Source organism: Pedobacter sp. Bi126 (assembly GCF_918698245.1).
Lineage (GTDB): Bacteria > Bacteroidota > Bacteroidia > Sphingobacteriales > Sphingobacteriaceae > Pedobacter.
On record NZ_CAKKMS010000005.1, the window covers coordinates 154675 to 172741 of the forward strand.

Below are 18067 nucleotides of genomic sequence, written 5' to 3' on the forward strand. Positions count from 1 at the left end.
AAAAAAAGCTAAATGCTACCAATCCAACTTCAACAAAGCTACTCCTTGCCTGGCTAATTCCATTTCAAAAGCACCACCTGTGGTGTCAAATTTTCTGGGTTTACCAATCATTTTAAGCTGGCCGGATTTTTCTAATGCTGCAATCTGTTTCGCATCTGGATTTTGGGGTGAACCCATTTTTTTCCATTCTGAATAAGAATTGCTATTTTCGGTATCAATGCGATATTCTGTGATGGTTACCATTTTTGCGGGCAATTTCTTCAACAAGATGGAAACAACATCTTTAGAATCTGCTTTATCCTCATCGTGGTAATTCCACAACATAACAGCAGCGGTTTTCTCGGCTTTAGTGGCTAAAACACCTATGTCTGTTTGTGGTTTTCTGATGCTCGAATCTAAAATAGAATTTAAATTGTACATACGGTTACTTGTGGCTTCAACACGGTTCCCTTTCATCTGGCCAAACATCCTGAATACATTTAAAACAGGTTTATCAACGCCGTTGGTGGCTAAATCGCGAAAACCTGCAAACCAAGGCTGGTTTTCAAATTCGAACGACCAGGTAACAGCGCCCAACAGGTTGATTTTATATTTATCTGTAAGTTCATAAAGCCGGGCAAAAGAGGCTGCGGTATAGCTCGAATACATGGTGCCGTTTCGGTAGGCATTTTCAGGATTGGTGCTCATGCCACAGGCTGCACAGCCTTCAGGATCGGATTCGCCGATAATTACAGGGATATTTTTAAGTTGAGGATATTTACTGATGATCTTATAATTTCCATCAATATTGCGGAGTTGAGCCCTTACATTCATCACTACGGTTCCATTAACCACCCTTGGCGAGCCTTTCGCATGAAAAAGAACAGCATCTAAAGGCGAACCGATTTTGCCCGTTACATAATTGGTATCGTTTAAACAATGTTTGATAAAGGCATCCAAGTACTTCGTTCCGCCACCTGTTACGTTGGCACCACCAATTTTCGCAGTAGGTAAGGCACGTTTTAGTCCATCGGCAGCGTAATCGTAAAGTTTAAAGAATTCGGCCTGTGTACCTTTCCAATAAGCGCCATCAGGCTCGTTCCACACTTCCCAGTACCAGCTTTCTACCTCAGCCTTGCCATATCGTGCTACACAATGTTTTACCCATTCGTAAACCAAATTGCCCCACTTTTTGTAATCTTTTGGCGGATACGCCCAGCCGGTTAAAATTTCATCATATCGGGCGCCAGGTTTCCATTTGTGTTGATAAGGTTGAGGTTTGGTTGAAAGTGCCTCAGGCATAAAGCCTATTTGAGCCAAAGGTTTCATGCCTCTTTTTACGTAAGTATCGAAAATCTGATCAACAATTTTCCAGTTGTAAACCGGATTACCTTTGGCATCTTCAGTATAGGCATTCGTCGATCCCCATTTTAAAGCAGGGGTACCATCGCCAGAGGTTAGCAAGTTATGCGCACGTACATATACCGGAACCGGACTTAATTTAGAGATCTCGGTCAATAACTTCTGGCCATCTTTCATATAGGTGTAATTCGGCTCATCGTAGCCAAACCAGGCCCAAATGGGTTTCATGGGTGCTATATTCTTGTCGAAATTAACCTCGATGTTGGCTTTAGACTGCGCATTTGCTGTATAGATGAAAGCGGTTAAGCTAAAGAGTAGGAGGTAAGCTTTTTTAAATGTTTTCATATTGTATTGTTTTTATATGATGTCAGTCTGAGCGTAGTCGAAGACCCTTACGTTTAAAATAAATCAAAAAAAGATTGCCCTTCGACAAGCTACCATTAACGGTTTTAAATAATCGGTCGTCATTCCCGCACAGGCGGGAATGTTCAAAGATTTCTCCACTGCGGTCGAAATGACGATTCTCTAAGGGTGATGATCGTTTAAAAGTTAGTATAGACTTTCGAAGTTTTGCAAAGCCACGGGGCTGTTAAACTTCGGAAGTCTGCCTATGGCTGCTCGTAAATTTCTGCTTCAATAATACTTAAACCACCTTTTAGTTTGGTTTCTGCACGGTCAACACCATCATCAAGTTTTTTACCATTTACCTCTACGCCAATATATGAGTTTTCTTTTTCTTTTCCTGAACCCATTAACTGTATGGTCACTGTTTTTCCTTTTGCTGGTTTGCAGTTTGCAGTAAAATAACCCAGGCTAGGTTTGCTATTGCCTTCGAAAACCACTTTTCCATCAACCAGGACCCTTAATGGATAAATTTTGGTTCTAAAACCATTCAATTTTAAGGAGACTGCTGATACTGTACTTTCTTTTGCTAAAGTATATTTGATCCACGCGGTAGCGATTTTTCCATCGTTTACCCAATCGCTCAATTCATTATCATCGAAGCTTAAATTGGCTTTTTCGCTGTTTGCACCTGCTTCAGCAGCAATAATTTTAATCGATTTACGGGAAATTGTGTACGAGGGATCAAGCGGTGTTGCACCTTTGCTTAAGTTCGGTTTCAAACCATCGCTTGGTAATTGGTTAGCTAATCCCTGAGTAGTATTAACCGGTAAAGTTTCGAATGAAAGGCTTGCAGGCCGTAAGTCTTCTGCTTTTGCGGTTAAATTAATTTTTCCGGCAGTAGTTGTCGATCTGATGAGCACTCTGTTTACCCCATTTTCTACTGGCAGATCTTTGGCCAAAATATAATTATCTGGCCCCTGGGCTAAACCTCCACGCCATTCGGCTGGGCCATCGAAACTAAATTTGATCATATTTGAAGCCGTAGGGCAACGGTTTCCATCCTGATCTATTACTTCAACCTGCACCAATACCACATCGGCACCATCAGCCTTAAAACCGCTTGGGTTTTTCATTGCAGTAAGTTTTAATCCTACTGGTTTGCCTGCTGTTTTTAATTGTGTTTCTGCCAGTTTTTTTCCTGCTGAAGAATAAGAAATGGCCTTTATTGTGCCCGCCTGGAAAGTTATGTTTTTAAAAGTGAACAGAAAACCATTACTTTTTTCGCCAAAACCAAGCGATTTATTGTTCAAGATCAGCTCTACCTTGTCGCCACTGGCCACTACATATACATTCTTCTTAACTCCAGTTTTGTAGTTCCAGTGCCCGATTAAGTGGATGCCTGTTTTTTTAGCGTCAACCCAACCATCCCACATTACTTTGTGTGCAAAAAAGGCATCTTTAGGAATGCGCATCGCATCCACTTCTCCACTTCTGCGGTAGTTTTCTTCGCCGCGGTGGTGGGTATTCGAATCAGAAAATATAATGTTTACCCCACCAGAACTTACCCTGGTTCCTGTTCCAGGGCGTTCTTCATAATATTCGTTCCAACGGATTACATCTTCAATGGCAAAAGAATCCTGGTTGCGGTTGTAATCGCTGGCATCGGCATCTTTGTATTTCGGACCTGCACCATTTATATGAAAAGGAGGGGAGAACTCGTCCCAATATTTCCTTAGGGCCTCGTCTCTTGAATACTCCATAGACCATAATGGTTTGGTTGCGCTTTTATTGATGTACAACATTTCGCCACCATATTCAGCTTCAGGGATATCGAGCATTTCTCTCGATCCGATTGCTCTGCCTCCGTTTGGGTCGTAAAGATTTCTAATCTCTTTCATTTCCTGCATGTGTGCTGTACTGATCGATTCGTTTCCACATTCGTAAAAAACGATACTCGGGTTGTTGCGGTTGTAAATAATCGCATCTGTCATAACCGCTTTTCGCTGATCCCAACGGGTTCCGGTAACATCTTTTTCCGAATCTCCGGCAGGCATGGCTTGGATCAAACCTACACGGTCGCAAGATTCGATATCCTGTTTCCATGGCGTAATGTGCATCCAGCGTACCAAATTGGCATTGCTTTCTACCATGAGTTGATTGCTATAATCGCTTAGCCAAGGTGGTACTGATAAGCCGATTGCCGGCCACTCGTTACTGCTGCGCTGGGCATAACCTTTCATCATCAATACCCGATCGTTCAAATAAACCATCCCATTTTTAAATGCTGTTTTTCTAAATCCGGTTTTGGTGCTGAGCTCGTCGATAAGTTTGCCTTCAGATTTTAATCTTGAAGTAACCGTGTATAAGTAGCCGTAGCCCCAGCTCCAAAAATTTAAGCCGGTTACCAATGCTTCGGCTTTTAAGGTTAAAGTATCGCCAGCTTTGATATTGGTTTCTGCGGATTTAAAGGTTTTAACTATTTTTCCATCAAGGTCTTTAAGTTCTACCTCATAAACCAGTTTTTTATCTGTTTCACTTTCATTTTTGACCTGCGATTCAGAAACCACTAAAGCTGATTTACCTTTAATATTGAAATCTTTAGCGTAACAGTAGTTACCCGTAGTTTTTAAAGTAGAATAAAGCGGAAGTGTTTGATATACATTACCAGTAACATGCAGGCGCACGTTTTTAGATATCCCCCCATAGTTGGCATTAAAATTTTTATCGTTCCATTGGTAGCCAGAGTTGGTCGCCTTTTCTTTGTAGTTCCAGGCATTATCGATTCTAACTGCTAGTACATTTTCTTTGTTCTGGTTGATTAAGCTGCTAATGTCGAACCCAAAAGCCATCACACCGTTTTCATGCCGGCCAATAAACTTTCCGTTCAGGTAAAATTCACCCGCCTGCCTGATGCCCTCAAATTCAAGGAATATTTTACTCCTTTGGCTGGTTTCTGAAATGGTAAAATGCTTGCGGTACCAGGCAATACCGGTTGATAAATCTTCTATAGATTTTTTGAAGGCTTCGTCTTCGTTCCAGGCATAGGGTAGGGTAATCGGCTCCCATGCCTTATCATCAAAATCGGTACTTTCTGCGCCAGGTAAATCACCTACAAAGAGTTTCCAGCCAGGATTAAAGTTGTAGGTTTTTCTTTGATTAGTCGGTTGTTGCGCAAAAGCGATAAAGGGCAAGAACGTAACTATTAAAAAGAGGTAAATATGCTTCATATTTGTTATGGATTTAATCTAATAGATAAAGGTTTATCGCGATCGCAAATAATTTCACCATTGGCGTATGCTAATTCTGCCAGTTGAAGTACACTTCTTCTAGTCATGTAGTTATCGATCCCTTTATTTTCGGGTATTCGGCCAGGATGGGTAAAGTAATAGATATAGGCTTTATCGCCATTCACCAACACATCGGCATGACCGCCCATTACACCATCATCGGTTCCTTTTCCGGGTGCCTGTAAAATGTTTTTGGGCTGGCGTTTCCAGGTGAGGAGATCCGTAGATGAATATATGCCGAGACCGTTCCAGTTGTCTACTACCATCCAATAAGTGTTTTTCCAGTAGAAAACTTTTGGACCTTCGCAGCCTTTATCGCCAATTAATTTTTTGCCACTATCTTCCCAGTTGTACAGATCTTTACTATCGGCATAATAGATCGATTTGCCGGCCATTTCATTGTTGTAATACATGCGCCAGCCTTTGTTATCAGGCAATTTCAATACACAGGCATCAATGCTGCGATCGGAGGCAAGGTTCAGTTTGGATTCGAATTTCCAGTTGATGAGGTTTTTACTGGTAAGATGGACAATGTACCGTGGGTGGCGCCAATCTTTAAAAACGCCAGGCACATAGGTTAAATACATGTGGTAAATTCCCTTATTTTCGATTACTTCTGGTGCCCAATGGGTATAATCGGTTAGCCGGTATTGAATATCGCAGGTATCGCGGTACTTCCATTTTACACCATCTTTCGACTCGGCAATGCCGATACGCGTGCCATGTACCCAACTTACGCCATCAAGGTTTTTAACGTTTGCTCTGCGGTTGGTATAAAACATAAACCACTTCTTTTCTCCTTTATTCCAGATGACCACCGGATCGGCAGCGCCATCGTAAACAGGATCGCTGTACAATGGCTTGGGAACTAGTGTTGTTTTATTGCTTTTTTGAGCAAAAGCACATATAGAAAACAATATCAAAAAGGCAAGGAGGAGTTTTTTCATCTCAAATTGATCATTATTGGACCGTTTCTATACCATTGGATAAAAATGCCACTAATAAAAAGAAATATTTGGTTAAATAGTTTAAACGAGTTTAGCGTTTAAAATTGAGAGGGCCATCCTGCTCTATCCTGTAGAAAATAGGTTGCATATGGATAAACAGCTTTTAGCGCTTTTCAAACGTTTGAAATAATACTTTATCCGATATAGCGGGGTGGGTAACAAAAGCAATACAATTTAACAGAGCCGAATCTGCGATAGAGGAAATAATAGCATAGATCATGTTATTATTTTTATTTGGTTTTTTGTACATTAAGATGTACATTTTATTGTACAAATTCGATTAAGATGAAAGCAGTAACCATTTCTTCGCTCAGAACAAACATGAAGAGCTACTTTGATGAAATAAGTGCTACAGAGGATGTTTTAATTGTTCCGCGAAATAACAACGAAGATGATGCTATAGTAGTGATTTCAATTAAAGAATATAATGCACTTACCGAAACTGCACATTTAATGTCGACTGAAGCAAATCGCAAAAGATTAGATAAATCTATAGAGAGTTTAAAAAACGGTAGAATGAAGCAATTTTCCGTAGAAGACGAAAAGTCTGTTGAGCTTTAAGCAATGAATATATTGTTTACTGAAGAAGCCTGGGAGGATTTTGAATATTGGATGGATAATGATGATGAAGCGGAAAGAAAAATTAGGGCACTCCTGAAAGATATAACAAGAACACCATTTCATGGTTTAGGAAAACCTGAAGCTTTAAAGCATAATTTAAAAGGCTTTTGGTCACGGCGGATTACCGGGGAACATCGTTTGGTTTGTCAAGTATCGGGTACCAAAGGCAAAGATCAACAATGTGCCGTGATTCAATGCCGGTTTCACTACAATAAATAGTAATATCCAAATAAAAAAGAGCAATAAACCCGAAAGTAAATTGCTCTTTTTTAAATGCTTAATTGGCTTACCAGCCAGGGTTTTGCATAGCCTGTTTTTGTTCAGGTGTTAATGCCGCGCCCCCGCTCTTAATTACATCTAAGAAACTTTGAGGAATTGGGCGTAGGTAATGTTTGCTTTCTGATGGTTTTGCTTCATCGTTAAAGGCAGCTGTTCTTGCAACCAATGTTTTGGTACGTGCCAAATCTTCCCAGCGTAATAGCTCGCCCATTAGCTCTCTCGAGCGTTCGTTTAAGATAAAAGCGGTAAACTTATTTTCCTGTGAGGTAGCACCAATTTTATCATAGAACTCTTTGTTGGAGTTAAATATATCGGCCTCATTATTTAAGTGCATATTGGTTAACGTGGTGGCTGTTGTGGCAGTGATGTTATTTGATTCGAAATAACTATTTTTATCAGAGTATGAAACAAATGGCGCTGTGTTTGCTGCAGGGTTGTTTTTATATGACGCACCACCATCTACATATGCTGATCTGTCTTCTCCTTCTTTATATGCAGCACGGTCTCTAACTTTATTTAAGTATGGAATGGCCTGCGCAAACTGGCCCATTCGTCCGTAAGCTTCAGCCGCAATTAAGTAGGTTTCTGCCAGGCGTGCTAAAATGCCATCTCGTTGACCAAATTGTGAGGCTACAGCATTTCTTGAACCATCCATAAATTTAGATAAAGCAACAAACTGACTTACACCATAATTTCCATGTCCACCCAAATAACTTTGCGGTTGACCAGCAAAGTACCTTACATACATACTTGGCTTGCGGCGGCCAATATCGGTGGGAAGTGCAGGGTTTGCATTCGCAACTGCGGGTGTATACCTGGTATCGCCTGCATTATTAACGATGTATAAAATAGATTCTTCGCCGCCAGCAAATTTTGCTTTACCCACAAGATCTGGTGTTGGTGCTGTTCCAGCTGTCCAAAGTGGTGCTCCGGCAGGTCTATTACATAAATAACGTGTTTTAAAGCTTTTCCAAAACCTCGAGTCGTTTACGCGGTCGAAAACATCCAGGGCATAATCTGTAGATCTTAAACGCTGGAATTCACGATCGCCCGGGATATCACGTTGCATACCTGGTAAATTTTGGTAAATAGACGGATAATACAAATGTATCTGGTTACCATAACGGCCCTGAGTAGCTGTATTGCCAGAAAACTGTGCGGCTAATATGATTTCTTTATTGGTTTCGTTCGCTCCATCAATGGTGGTGAAATTCCATAAATCGCTAAAGTTGGTAGCCAGGGTATGCTGACCGCTATTAATCACAAGGTCTGCATATTTTACAGCGTTCTGAAGATCTGCAGTTTTGGTATCGCTATTCCATGCATTGTTTATTTCACTTGCACGGAATAAATATGCTTTTGCCAAAAAGTGCGCAGCCGCCCATTTGGTAATCCGTCCGGTTTCTGTTACCGTAGGCGGCAAAAAGTTATAAGCTTGTGTAAAATCTTGAATCACTTGCTCATATACCTCTTTTGCACTGTTCCTTATAAATTCTTCCTGAATGAAATCCTGTGCTTCTAACCTTAACGGAACACCACCATACTGTTTTACTAGTTTAAAGTAATCGAAAGCGCGCATAAAATAACCTTCGCCCAGGCGTGTGTTTTTACTTGCGCCCTGATAGTACAATGGTACGTTTTTGATAAGAATATTGGCCGAATTTATGTTTTCGTACATATTGTCCCATACACTGGCCACATCCGAATTAAGGGAATTTAAACTTGCGTCGTAAGAGTTCCACATTTGTTCAGTTCTATCTCCACCAACGGTAAATTCGTCAACTCCATAGTTGGATGTAGTGTATGCCCAGGTATAATTAAAATGAAATTTTAAACTTTGGTACATGCCTATGGTTAAACCGTCGAGGCCGTCAGTTGTGATAAAATCTGCAGTGGTACGGGCATTAACAACCTCTTCATCTAAGAAGCTTTTTTTGCAGGAAGTAGGGAAAATCATCAATCCTCCTAATATTGCAGCACTCGATAATATATTTATAATCTTTTTCATGATCAATTTCTTTAAATAGCGATTAAGGATTAAAGGCTAACATTAACACCAAATACTACACCTCTGTTAAAAGTTGAGGTAACGCTATTGTTGGATGAGATGCCCGAATCAGGATCAACCCAGCCTACATTAGAATAAATTAAACCTGGGTTAATGGCTTGTGCATATACCCTTAATTTAGATAACGCTAATTTTTTGGCAATTTTTTCCGGGAAATAATAGCCCAATGAGATATTTCTGATTTTTACGAAAGATCCGTCCTGGTAGTTCATAGAACTTCTGTAAGGATCGCCGGCTGCACTTCCATAATTTGGTGCAGGATAATCGTTTGTTGGGTTGGTTGGTGTCCAATAGTCAACCAAGCGTTGGGCAAAACGGCCCTGAAGCGATTCTGCACCCGTGGCAATTAAGAAATTATATCTTGCAATAATAAAAATAGAAAGGTCGAAGTTTTTGTAATTAAAAGTATTGGTAATCCCGCTGGTCCAGCTTGGTGTGTAACTTCCTCTTATCATTCTATCGTTATTGGCATCAATTTTATAATCGTTATTTAAGTCCCTAACCCGAATACTACCAGGTTTAAAAGCGCTTGCTGCCGGTAGGTTAGCATTAAATTTTGCCATTTCAGCTAAGTCTTCAGGCGTATTTTGCCAGATGCCATCTTTTACAAAATCGTAGGCTACTCTAACCCTTTGACCGATGAACAATAAACTACCAATTACATCGCCATTGGCCAGTTTAACCACTTTATCTTTACTTGCCGAAAAGCTTAAGGTTGTAGACCAGCTAAAATCTTTGTTTTTTAAGTTTACAGTATTCAGGGTAATGTCGATACCTTTATTATGGGTTTCTCCAATGTTGTCGAAAGATGAAGTATAACCATTTATCGAAGAGATATCTTTTTGCAATAACAGGTCGGTGGTTTTAGATTTATATAAATCTATGGAACCGCCAACTCTTCCTTTAACTAAGCTAAAATCAAGACCAAGGTTATATTGTAAGGTATGCTCCCACCCAAGCGCCTTGTTTGGTAAAGTAGGCGGACTGGCCAGTGATGCATCTGATGCTACATATCCGGTTTGTACCGAGCCACCATAAGTATAAGTTAAGGGCTGTAATTTACCTAACGTTGTTCCATAAGAAATAGCCGAATTACCTACACTACCTACACCTAAGCGAAGTTTCATCTGATCGATCCATTTAATGTTTTTCATGAAATCTTCCTGATCTATACGCCACGCAATTGCAGTAGAAGGGAAAAAGTCCCATTTGTTGCCTTCAGCTAATTGCGATGCACCATCCCAACGGGCAGATGCCGTTAACAGGTATTTGCTATTAAAGCTGTAATTAACCCTGGCCATGTAAGATACAAGGGTGTTTCTGCTCAAATCGGTACTAAAAGCATCCAGACTCGGAATATTGGCACCGCCTAAGCCGTACCAGAGCGGGTTACTTAAAGGGATTTTAGTTCCCGTCATGGATGAACTCTCTTCTTTAAAGAGCGATGAACTCTGCAATAAAGTAGCGCCAAAGTTGTGTTTTTTTATTGTTTTATCGTAATAAACCAAGTGATCTAACGTGTAGGCAAATCTGTTGTTTTGGTTAAGCTGAGCATAATTGGTAGAGCCTGATTCGCCCGCGCCACGATTGATTGATTTTGCATCCTGGTATCTTCCGTTGTAGTTATTATAAAAATCAGGGCCGAAGTTAATACGATACTTTAATCCTTTTAAAAGGCTTACTTCAGCATAAAAAGAGCCGATTGTTCTTAACACTTTACGTAAGTTGATATTGTATTGATCTTCACCCACGGGATTTTGAATATTGATATCGGCACCTGGTAAATTGATCCTGTTACCGTTTACATCAAAAGGTACAGCAACAGGAAGCATGCCAAGTGCTGCACCATATAAACTGCTCGGACCTGTTGCATTACCTGTTGAAAATCCATAGTTCTGCAAGCCATAAGATGCGGTAATGTTAGCCCCGAATTTAAACCACTTTACCGGATTCAGTTCTACACTTACCTTAGAAGTATAACGGTTATAATCCTGGCCAAGTTCTGTACCAATCTGGTTTAAGTAGCCAAATGAGGCGTAGGCTTTTAATTTGTCTGTACCGCCACTGGCGCTTAATACATGGTCTTGTGTAATACCAGTCCGCGTAACCAAATCGGTCCAATTTGTTGTAGGCACTAAACTGCCATCGTAAACGCCATTTTGCCAGCCTTGTGCAATGTTCGCCGTTACATAACTATCGTTAGGAAATATGCGGTTATCATCTGCTTGTGTTGGTATAACAGGATAAGTAGTACTTGCCTGTGCCGCAGGATTTAAATAACCTACACGACGGTAAGCATCGCGACGGAATTCGATGTATTCAGCAGCATTCATCATCTGTGTTCTGTTCTGGATGGTTTCGATGGTTGCCGTACCCACATAATCTAAAGTTAATCTGCCGGCTTTACCTTTTTTGGTGGTAACCAATACAACACCATTTGCTCCTTTCGATCCATAAATTGCAGTTGCCGATGCATCTTTTAAAATGTCGATGGTTTCGATATCGTTAGGATTGATGGCTTCGATACCACCTGCGGCAAATGGAATGCCGTCTACAACGTAAAGCGGTGAATTACTGGCGTTTATAGATCGTACGCCTCTGATTAAAATAGAGCCGATCTGACCGGGGCGCTCGTTTGAAGTAACATCAACTCCGGCTGCCTTACCCTGTATGGCTTGTAATGCATTTTGTACCGGCCTCGATCTGATCTGTTCTGCACCCACGCTTACAACCGCTCCGGTTAAATCACTTTTCTTCACCGTGTTATAACCAACAACCACAACCTCATCTAAATCATTTGTGGAACTTTTTAATTGGATGCTGATCGTTGTTTTTCCATCGACAGGTACTTCTTGTGTGGTATATCCAATGTACGAAACTACCAAAACCGGATTGCTCACCGTTGAGGGAATAGTGATGGAGAAAGCACCGTTGGCATCGGTAGAGGCAACAATAGTTGTACCTTTTACTTTTATACTAACGCCAACCAAAGTTTCACCTTTTTCATCAACAATTTTTCCTTTAAGGTTAACATCCCGTTTGCTCGTTGAAATGTTTATACCCAAAGTTCCCGGTGTTGCTTTAAGGTTGGTCGCATCTGCAGTGTTCGCCACACAAAGTAGGCACAATGCCGACATACCCGTAATCAGGATTTTTTTGTACGAAGAGCCTTTTCGTCGCTTTAGATTTTCTGGATAAAAATTAAGATCCATAGTTTTATTGGTTATGTAAATATTTGGTTATTTAGCCAAATAGCATACTAGATGGAGTGTGCTACCTGTTTTGAGGGCATATGATTAAGCAATTAATCCATTCTTTCCTGAATGTATTATCTGTTATAGAATGAAAATGAGTTAGTTTTTAATGTTTGACTACAATAGTCTTTTCTTAATCTTAAGGCTTTAAAGTGGTAGTATAGGGGTGATTAGGTGCAAACGATTGCATTGTTTGATGTATGGTCTTTCTTGCTCATATAGGTATCGATTAAAATAATTGATTATACTTGGTTATACGAGATTAGAACTTTTATTTCGTTAGTCCATCCTGTTCCATCCTGTAGGGTTTAGTCAGATGTAATGATTTTCTTTTTTGGCTAATAGGTTTTAGTACATTGTTCTATAGGTTATTTGGCTGCAACGTGGAATTAACTCCTACTGCTTTTGATTTCGGCTAATTTCTATTCGACAGGCCATCACCTACTCCATATTTATAACTTCTTAACCGTTTATGATAAAAAAAATGGTCCATGTAAAACACAGACCATTTTTATATTGTTCAGTCGCAGTAAACCTAAAATTGTTCCTGCCTTTTAAAGTTAAAAGCTGTTGCTCCAATTATGATTACGGTTAGGGTCAATATAGATAGCAAATTAATCCAAACTGAAGGCGTTTGCTGTGGACTATATTTTTCCAATTTATAGTCCTTAACATCTGTACTGTCCACTGTTTTATTAAGAAAGATATCGGGATAAAAATGCAAGCGGATCTGTTCATGATATTTTCTAACCGCTTGCTGGAAATCGAGGTGGGTATTAAGATCCGATCCAGCCATATTGTTTATCCCCAACTGGGTTTGTATCGTAGGGAAGAAAAATGCAAGCGTATTTGTAAATCGCTGTCTGGCGGCCAGTTTATTCTCAATTGCGCGCCTACTTGCTATTGCCTGATCGTCGCCCATCTGTTGCATGGCATAATACCAGAACCAGCTAAAAGTTTTCTCTTGTGGGAAGGGATATTGCTTCAGTTCCGGATAATGTTCAAAAAATGGTTTCATGGTAACTTCTTTGGCCATATCCCATTTTTCGTGGTATCCCTCGCGTTGGTTAATTACATTCTGCAGTGCTTCTGGGATGGGGTATTTTCGGGTAAGAAAAAGGTTAAGTGATGCTGGAATTACAATGCAGATCAGTACCCAAACGGCAACCAATGCCGATGCATTAAAGTTCGATGATTTTGCTAAAGAAATGATAAAAAACGAAACTGCAAACCAGAAAACCAGATAAAATATGACGAGTGTAGTTATTGAAAAGAAAATGAAATCTACAGGCAAATGCAAGTAAAGAATAGCTACAAATAATAGTAATAAAGCAACAGAGAAAATTACAGCTACCCTAACTAAAAATTTTTGCCAGATTACCTGAAAAGACCGATTGGTCTGTGCGCTTAAAAGCGACCAAACCCCACTTTCTTTTTGCTCCGAAAGTAAGTTATAGTTAAAGGCAATAATCACCAGGGGAAATAAAAAGATAAACACAAAACTCAGGTCCATGTTGCCCAATAGCAGGCTTACCGGGTTATTAATATCTGTATCGTAAATCTGACCTTCTAAACCCAACATGGTTACCGAAATTAAATAAGGGTTAATATCCCGCTGCCCATTGGCAAAGGCGGCCCAGGCATTGGGCGCATTAGCCAATGAAAACTTATTGTGGTAAAACAATAAGCCAATATCTTTACCAAAATGATCGATATTGCTAAGGGTGTTTTTCTTTTGTAGCATTGCTGCTTTTTCAATTACGGCCTGTTGGTTGGCAATAAATGTTTTGCCGAAATACAAACCGGCAAAGCCTGTAATCAGCAGCACAATGATGCCTATCCATGAGGAGCTGTTTCTAAAAAACAGTTTAAATTCGAGGTTATATATACTTTTTTTCATCCTTAATCGCTATATCGTTTTAATCCACCTGGTGGTGTATTGTAGCAGCATAACCGTTGCCAATAACCAACAGGTTAAAGCACTCAGTGCCAATAACTCATTTGTTATTACTGAACTTAATTTGCCAAAGTGGTAATTGAAATCAGGTTGTTCTGCCCAGTTTGCCTTACTAATGGCCAAAGGTTTTTCTTCTTCTCCTGGGGCAATGTTACTGATCTTATCAATCTGTAGTTTATTCATCTTTTGAGCCAGCTGATAGCGGTAGGCTTCTGCCTGGTTCTGAAAATCGACAAAGGTGTCAAAATCAGCGGCTGTTATGGCCATCGAAATATGCTTGAGGGATAAATAAGGGTTCATGAAACCTGCTACCTTTGTAATGCTGTTCTGTTTTTCAAAAATTTTATTCAGTTCCTTTTGATGGTTGCTGTAAATTTTTGAAGTTATTTTTTCGCCCTCTGCCATAATATAACCTCCATAGTTAAAAGGCAGTTTTTTTACATCGGTAACACCGTAAGTTTTGAGTAGTGAGTCTTTAATTGCAGCATAATGTGGGTCATCTGGATTATGGCTATCGCCCTGTTTATGGATGTCGGTAGCAATGGCATCGGCAAACGCTATTTTAGATGGGGAGGGGTGGATTTTTACGCCGATTGCCTGGGTGATCCTCGGCATAATGACCATAAAAAATATCCAGCAGGCCAGTAAAGTAGTTAGGGCTGATTTAGAACTGCGTGCAAAAGCCGAGACCAAAACCGTAACAGCAGATACAATGAAGAAATAGATCGCATAGCTAAATATCAATACCATTAAGCGCAAACTGGCATCTCCACTAATCTGCCAATGACTTAGTGAGGCCCATAACAAAATGGTAAGCAGCATAAGGGGGATAAATATCGACAAACAAACACCAATTATGCCCAATGTTTTGCCCCAGAGGAGCTGTTTCCAGCTTACATTTTGGCATAGCAGGATCTTTAATGTCCCCGATTCGCGCTCAGCCGAAATGCTGTTGTAACCTAAGAAGAAAATGAGAAGTGGTACCAGGAGCTGCAGCACCATGGCCACACTGATTTCGCCGAAGCGCAACATTCCGTTAGAAAAACCTGCTTCACTAAAATTTACTGTGTTTTGTTTATGCGCTTCTAAAAAGATCGATACACCAGCAAAACCTTCTATTCCAAAATCGAAGAAACTCAGTTCATGTTTCTCGCGAAAGGCGAGGTAACCATAGTGCGCCATCCGGTGTGGGTGTTTATCTGGTTTTGCCAACCATTGTGCCCTAACCAATTCTTTATAGTGCAGGCGTTGATTGTTTTGTGTTTTAAAATTCTGCCACCCTACATAGGTAGCCAAATAAAGCGATAGACCTAATAAAAGGGTTAAGGCTAAGGTGGCCCTGTTGTTAAGGGCGGTTTTAAAAGTTTGTTTGGCTATAGTGCTTATTCTATTTGGCATTATATTCTATAGGTTACGTTAAACATTACATTTCTTGGTGTACCAGGGAAAAGGCGTAGGTAGTTTTGTGCACCGACCCAATAGGTTTTATTTAAAATGTTATTCATATTTACAGCCAGTTGCACTTTAGAACCAGCAGGCGAATAATAAAGCGCGGCATCTAATAGGGTGTAAGCAGGCAGTACAAAATCTCTGATGTATAATGGAAGTTTCGTGCCACTATACTGTAAACCTGCTCCAAAACCTATTCCCTTTAGCTTAAGGGTTTCAAAGTTGTAGCGTGTCCATAAACTGGCACTGTGTTTTGGCGTGTTCTGCACCCTTTGACCAATTAAATCAGGATTAAAATCATCCTTAATAATGGCATCTACATAACTATAACCCGCATTAAACTGCCAGTTAGACCTGATAAAACCAGAGGCTTCGAATTCGACACCACGGCTGCGTTGGGCACCGCGTTCTATCAGGCGGTTTACATCCAATGGATCATTTGCATTCATCAATAGGTTTTTCTGGTTGATTTCGAATACCGAAATGTTAACCATTAAACTTTTATTCAACCATTCGGATTTTGCACCAATCTCTTTTAAATCACTTTCTAAAGGTTTAAAATTGATGCCTGCAGGTGGTGGAACAATAACCAGGGTTGAGGTATTGCCTTGCGGCTGGTACCCTTGTAAATAGGTTGCGTAAAGATTAATGTTTGTATTTATGGCATAGGTAATTCCGGCTCTTGGCAAAAGCTTATGCTGATAAATTTTCTTTTCGATAGCCAATTTGTAATTGCTGTAATCCTCGTACCACTCTTGTCGTAAACCCAATGTTAAGGTAAGCTGATGGTATTTTATCTGATCTTGCAGGTACACTGCGTTAACCAGATTATATGCAGCCGGAATTTCTGTTTTTGTAAAAACATAATCGCTTAAATTTTTAATGGTATAGCTTGGGTTTGCTAGATTAAAGTGCTCTACATTTGGCACTGGTGCATTTATACCATTTAATACCTTAAATAAATAGAGGTCTTTTTTTGTGGGATCGTATCTAGCTGCAATGGTTCCATCTTTTAAACGGTAGCCTTGTGCCGAGTTTTCGCCTCCGCCCCGCAGTTTCTGGGTGTTTATTCTATCATACCCGATTACCAGCTTGTGGCTTAAGTTAAAAGTATTGGTATTTATACTAAAATAGGTGCTTAGATTGTCGGTTCGCCACTTTTGCTGACGCTGAACGGCACGCATGGCCGCTAACGTAGGGATAGGTTGATTGTTTTCATCAACGCCAAAAGCATTGGTAGTTCGATGTTCTAAAAGATCCTCATTCCAGTTTTGCTTCATATAGGCCACATTAAATACAATATCCTGTGTAAGGCTATGCGAAAAATTGGTCATCAACATTAAATCCTGGCTGTTAAAACGGTCGTTACTGGCACCCATATTGAAACTGATCGGCGTACTTTTTAAATCTGTTTTACCCGCAACTGCACCAAAAATGGCCTGTCCACGGTCTAACCTCGAATTGCTATTATTCATTACCACTTCTACATTTAAGCTGGTTCGATCGTTCGGGATGTACGAAAAAGAAGGGGCAATCAGGTAACCCTTTCTGTATTGCAGGTCTCTGAAGCTTTTACTGTCTTCATAACCTACATTAAGCCGGTAAAGCAGCGTTTTATCAGCATTTAACGGACCTGTAAAATCTAAAGCGCCTCTAATGGTGCTGAAACTTCCGGCCGAGAGACTAATCTCTTTACGGTCTTCAGTCAGTGGTTTTTTGGTTACCAGGTTAATGCTTCCCCCTGGGTCTACACTCGAGAATGTAGCACTTGCCGGACCTTTTATTACCTCTATCCGCTCCAGATTATTGGTTAAAGGCTGGTTAAAATAATATTGGCGGGTACGCATGCCATTAATTATAGCACCCTCTTCGTTTTGGTTAATTCCTCTGATCGAAAATTGGTTGTAATAACTGCTTTGCGATACGCTGGTTACATTTTTAACCGCATCGGCCAGTAAAGCCGCCTGCCTGTCGGCAATTAATTCCTTCGAAACCGAAGAAATAGCCTGTGGAATGTCCTTGTTCAAAGTAGCCGTTTTAGTGGCCGAAAAAGAGTAGTTGCCATAGTACTTTTTGCCATTGGTACCTACCACTTCAACGGTCTGCAATTCTTCGTTGGCGCTGTGTAGCACAATTGCATCCAGTTTTAAATCACCAATGCCATTAACGGGGTAAATGCGATTAAAAGTGCTGTAGCCTATGGCACTAATGGTGATGGTATAATTGGCCATTTGAGGTAGAACAACTGAGAAATTACCGAGCGAATCGCTGCTTGTATTCATTTGATCTTTCCCATTCTTAAATTTAATAGTGGCTTTTTGGATAGCTTGGTTTTGGGTATCGATCACTTTTCCACTCACCTTAATCTGAGCAAAAGTGACCAGGCTAAATGTGCTGAAGAGCAATAACAAACAGATTGCACGGAAAATAGAAAGACCTTTATATATTGGGTACATGAA

General features: G+C 40.3%; 10 protein-coding genes. 2 read left to right on the forward strand and 8 right to left on the reverse strand.

Going from position 1 to position 18067, the window contains the following annotated elements:
• Nucleotides 1-15: 15 nt before the first annotated feature.
• The 3 genes from LQ201_RS19305 to LQ201_RS19315 form a co-directional block, all read right to left on the reverse strand.
• A complete protein-coding gene (locus LQ201_RS19305) occupies nucleotides 16-1686 on the reverse strand; it encodes a beta-xylosidase (RefSeq protein ID WP_230144927.1) in 1671 nt (556 codons plus the stop codon).
• Between the two features lie 263 nt (nucleotides 1687-1949).
• A complete protein-coding gene (locus LQ201_RS19310; RefSeq protein ID WP_230144928.1) occupies nucleotides 1950-4913 on the reverse strand; it encodes a sugar-binding domain-containing protein in 2964 nt (987 codons plus the stop codon).
• A 5-nt stretch (nucleotides 4914-4918) separates the two neighbouring features.
• A complete protein-coding gene (locus tag LQ201_RS19315; RefSeq protein WP_230144929.1) occupies nucleotides 4919-5920 on the reverse strand; it encodes a family 43 glycosylhydrolase in 1002 nt (333 codons plus the stop codon).
• 345 nt (nucleotides 5921-6265) lie between these two features.
• On the opposite strand from LQ201_RS19315, the gene LQ201_RS19320 reads away from it, so the two are divergent.
• Together LQ201_RS19320 and LQ201_RS19325 are read left to right on the forward strand one after the other, a co-directional pair.
• Nucleotides 6266-6541 carry a type II toxin-antitoxin system Phd/YefM family antitoxin gene (locus tag LQ201_RS19320; protein ID WP_230144930.1) on the forward strand — a complete coding sequence of 92 codons (276 nt, stop codon included), beginning with the start codon at nucleotides 6266-6268 and terminating at the stop codon, nucleotides 6539-6541.
• A gap of 3 nt (nucleotides 6542-6544) precedes the next feature.
• Nucleotides 6545-6820 carry a Txe/YoeB family addiction module toxin gene (locus LQ201_RS19325; protein WP_230144931.1) on the forward strand — a complete coding sequence of 92 codons (276 nt, stop codon included), beginning with the start codon at nucleotides 6545-6547 and terminating at the stop codon, nucleotides 6818-6820.
• A 67-nt stretch (nucleotides 6821-6887) separates the two neighbouring features.
• Here the strand turns inward: LQ201_RS19325 and LQ201_RS19330 are convergent, their stop codons facing one another.
• The 5 genes from LQ201_RS19330 to LQ201_RS19350 all read right to left on the reverse strand — a co-directional run bounded on the left by LQ201_RS19330 (nucleotide 6888) and on the right by LQ201_RS19350 (nucleotide 18064).
• The gene (locus LQ201_RS19330) at nucleotides 6888-8888 is read right to left on the reverse strand and encodes a RagB/SusD family nutrient uptake outer membrane protein (protein ID WP_230144932.1); all 2001 of its coding nucleotides are present in this window, start codon (nucleotides 8886-8888) and stop codon (nucleotides 6888-6890) included.
• A gap of 29 nt (nucleotides 8889-8917) precedes the next feature.
• Nucleotides 8918-12160: a TonB-dependent receptor gene (locus LQ201_RS19335; RefSeq protein WP_230144933.1), complete on the reverse strand. Its 3243-nt coding sequence runs from the start codon at nucleotides 12158-12160 to the stop codon at nucleotides 8918-8920.
• A gap of 577 nt (nucleotides 12161-12737) precedes the next feature.
• A complete protein-coding gene (locus LQ201_RS19340) occupies nucleotides 12738-14102 on the reverse strand; it encodes a DUF3526 domain-containing protein (protein WP_230144934.1) in 1365 nt (454 codons plus the stop codon).
• A gap of 9 nt (nucleotides 14103-14111) precedes the next feature.
• The gene (locus tag LQ201_RS19345; protein WP_230144935.1) at nucleotides 14112-15557 is read right to left on the reverse strand and encodes a DUF3526 domain-containing protein; all 1446 of its coding nucleotides are present in this window, start codon (nucleotides 15555-15557) and stop codon (nucleotides 14112-14114) included.
• Nucleotides 15557-18064 (reverse strand): TonB-dependent receptor, encoded by a 2508-nt coding sequence (locus tag LQ201_RS19350; RefSeq protein ID WP_230144936.1) that lies wholly within the window; start codon nucleotides 18062-18064, stop codon nucleotides 15557-15559. Before LQ201_RS19350 ends, LQ201_RS19345 begins: the two co-directional genes overlap by 1 nt.
• Between the last annotated feature and the right edge of the window lie 3 nt (nucleotides 18065-18067).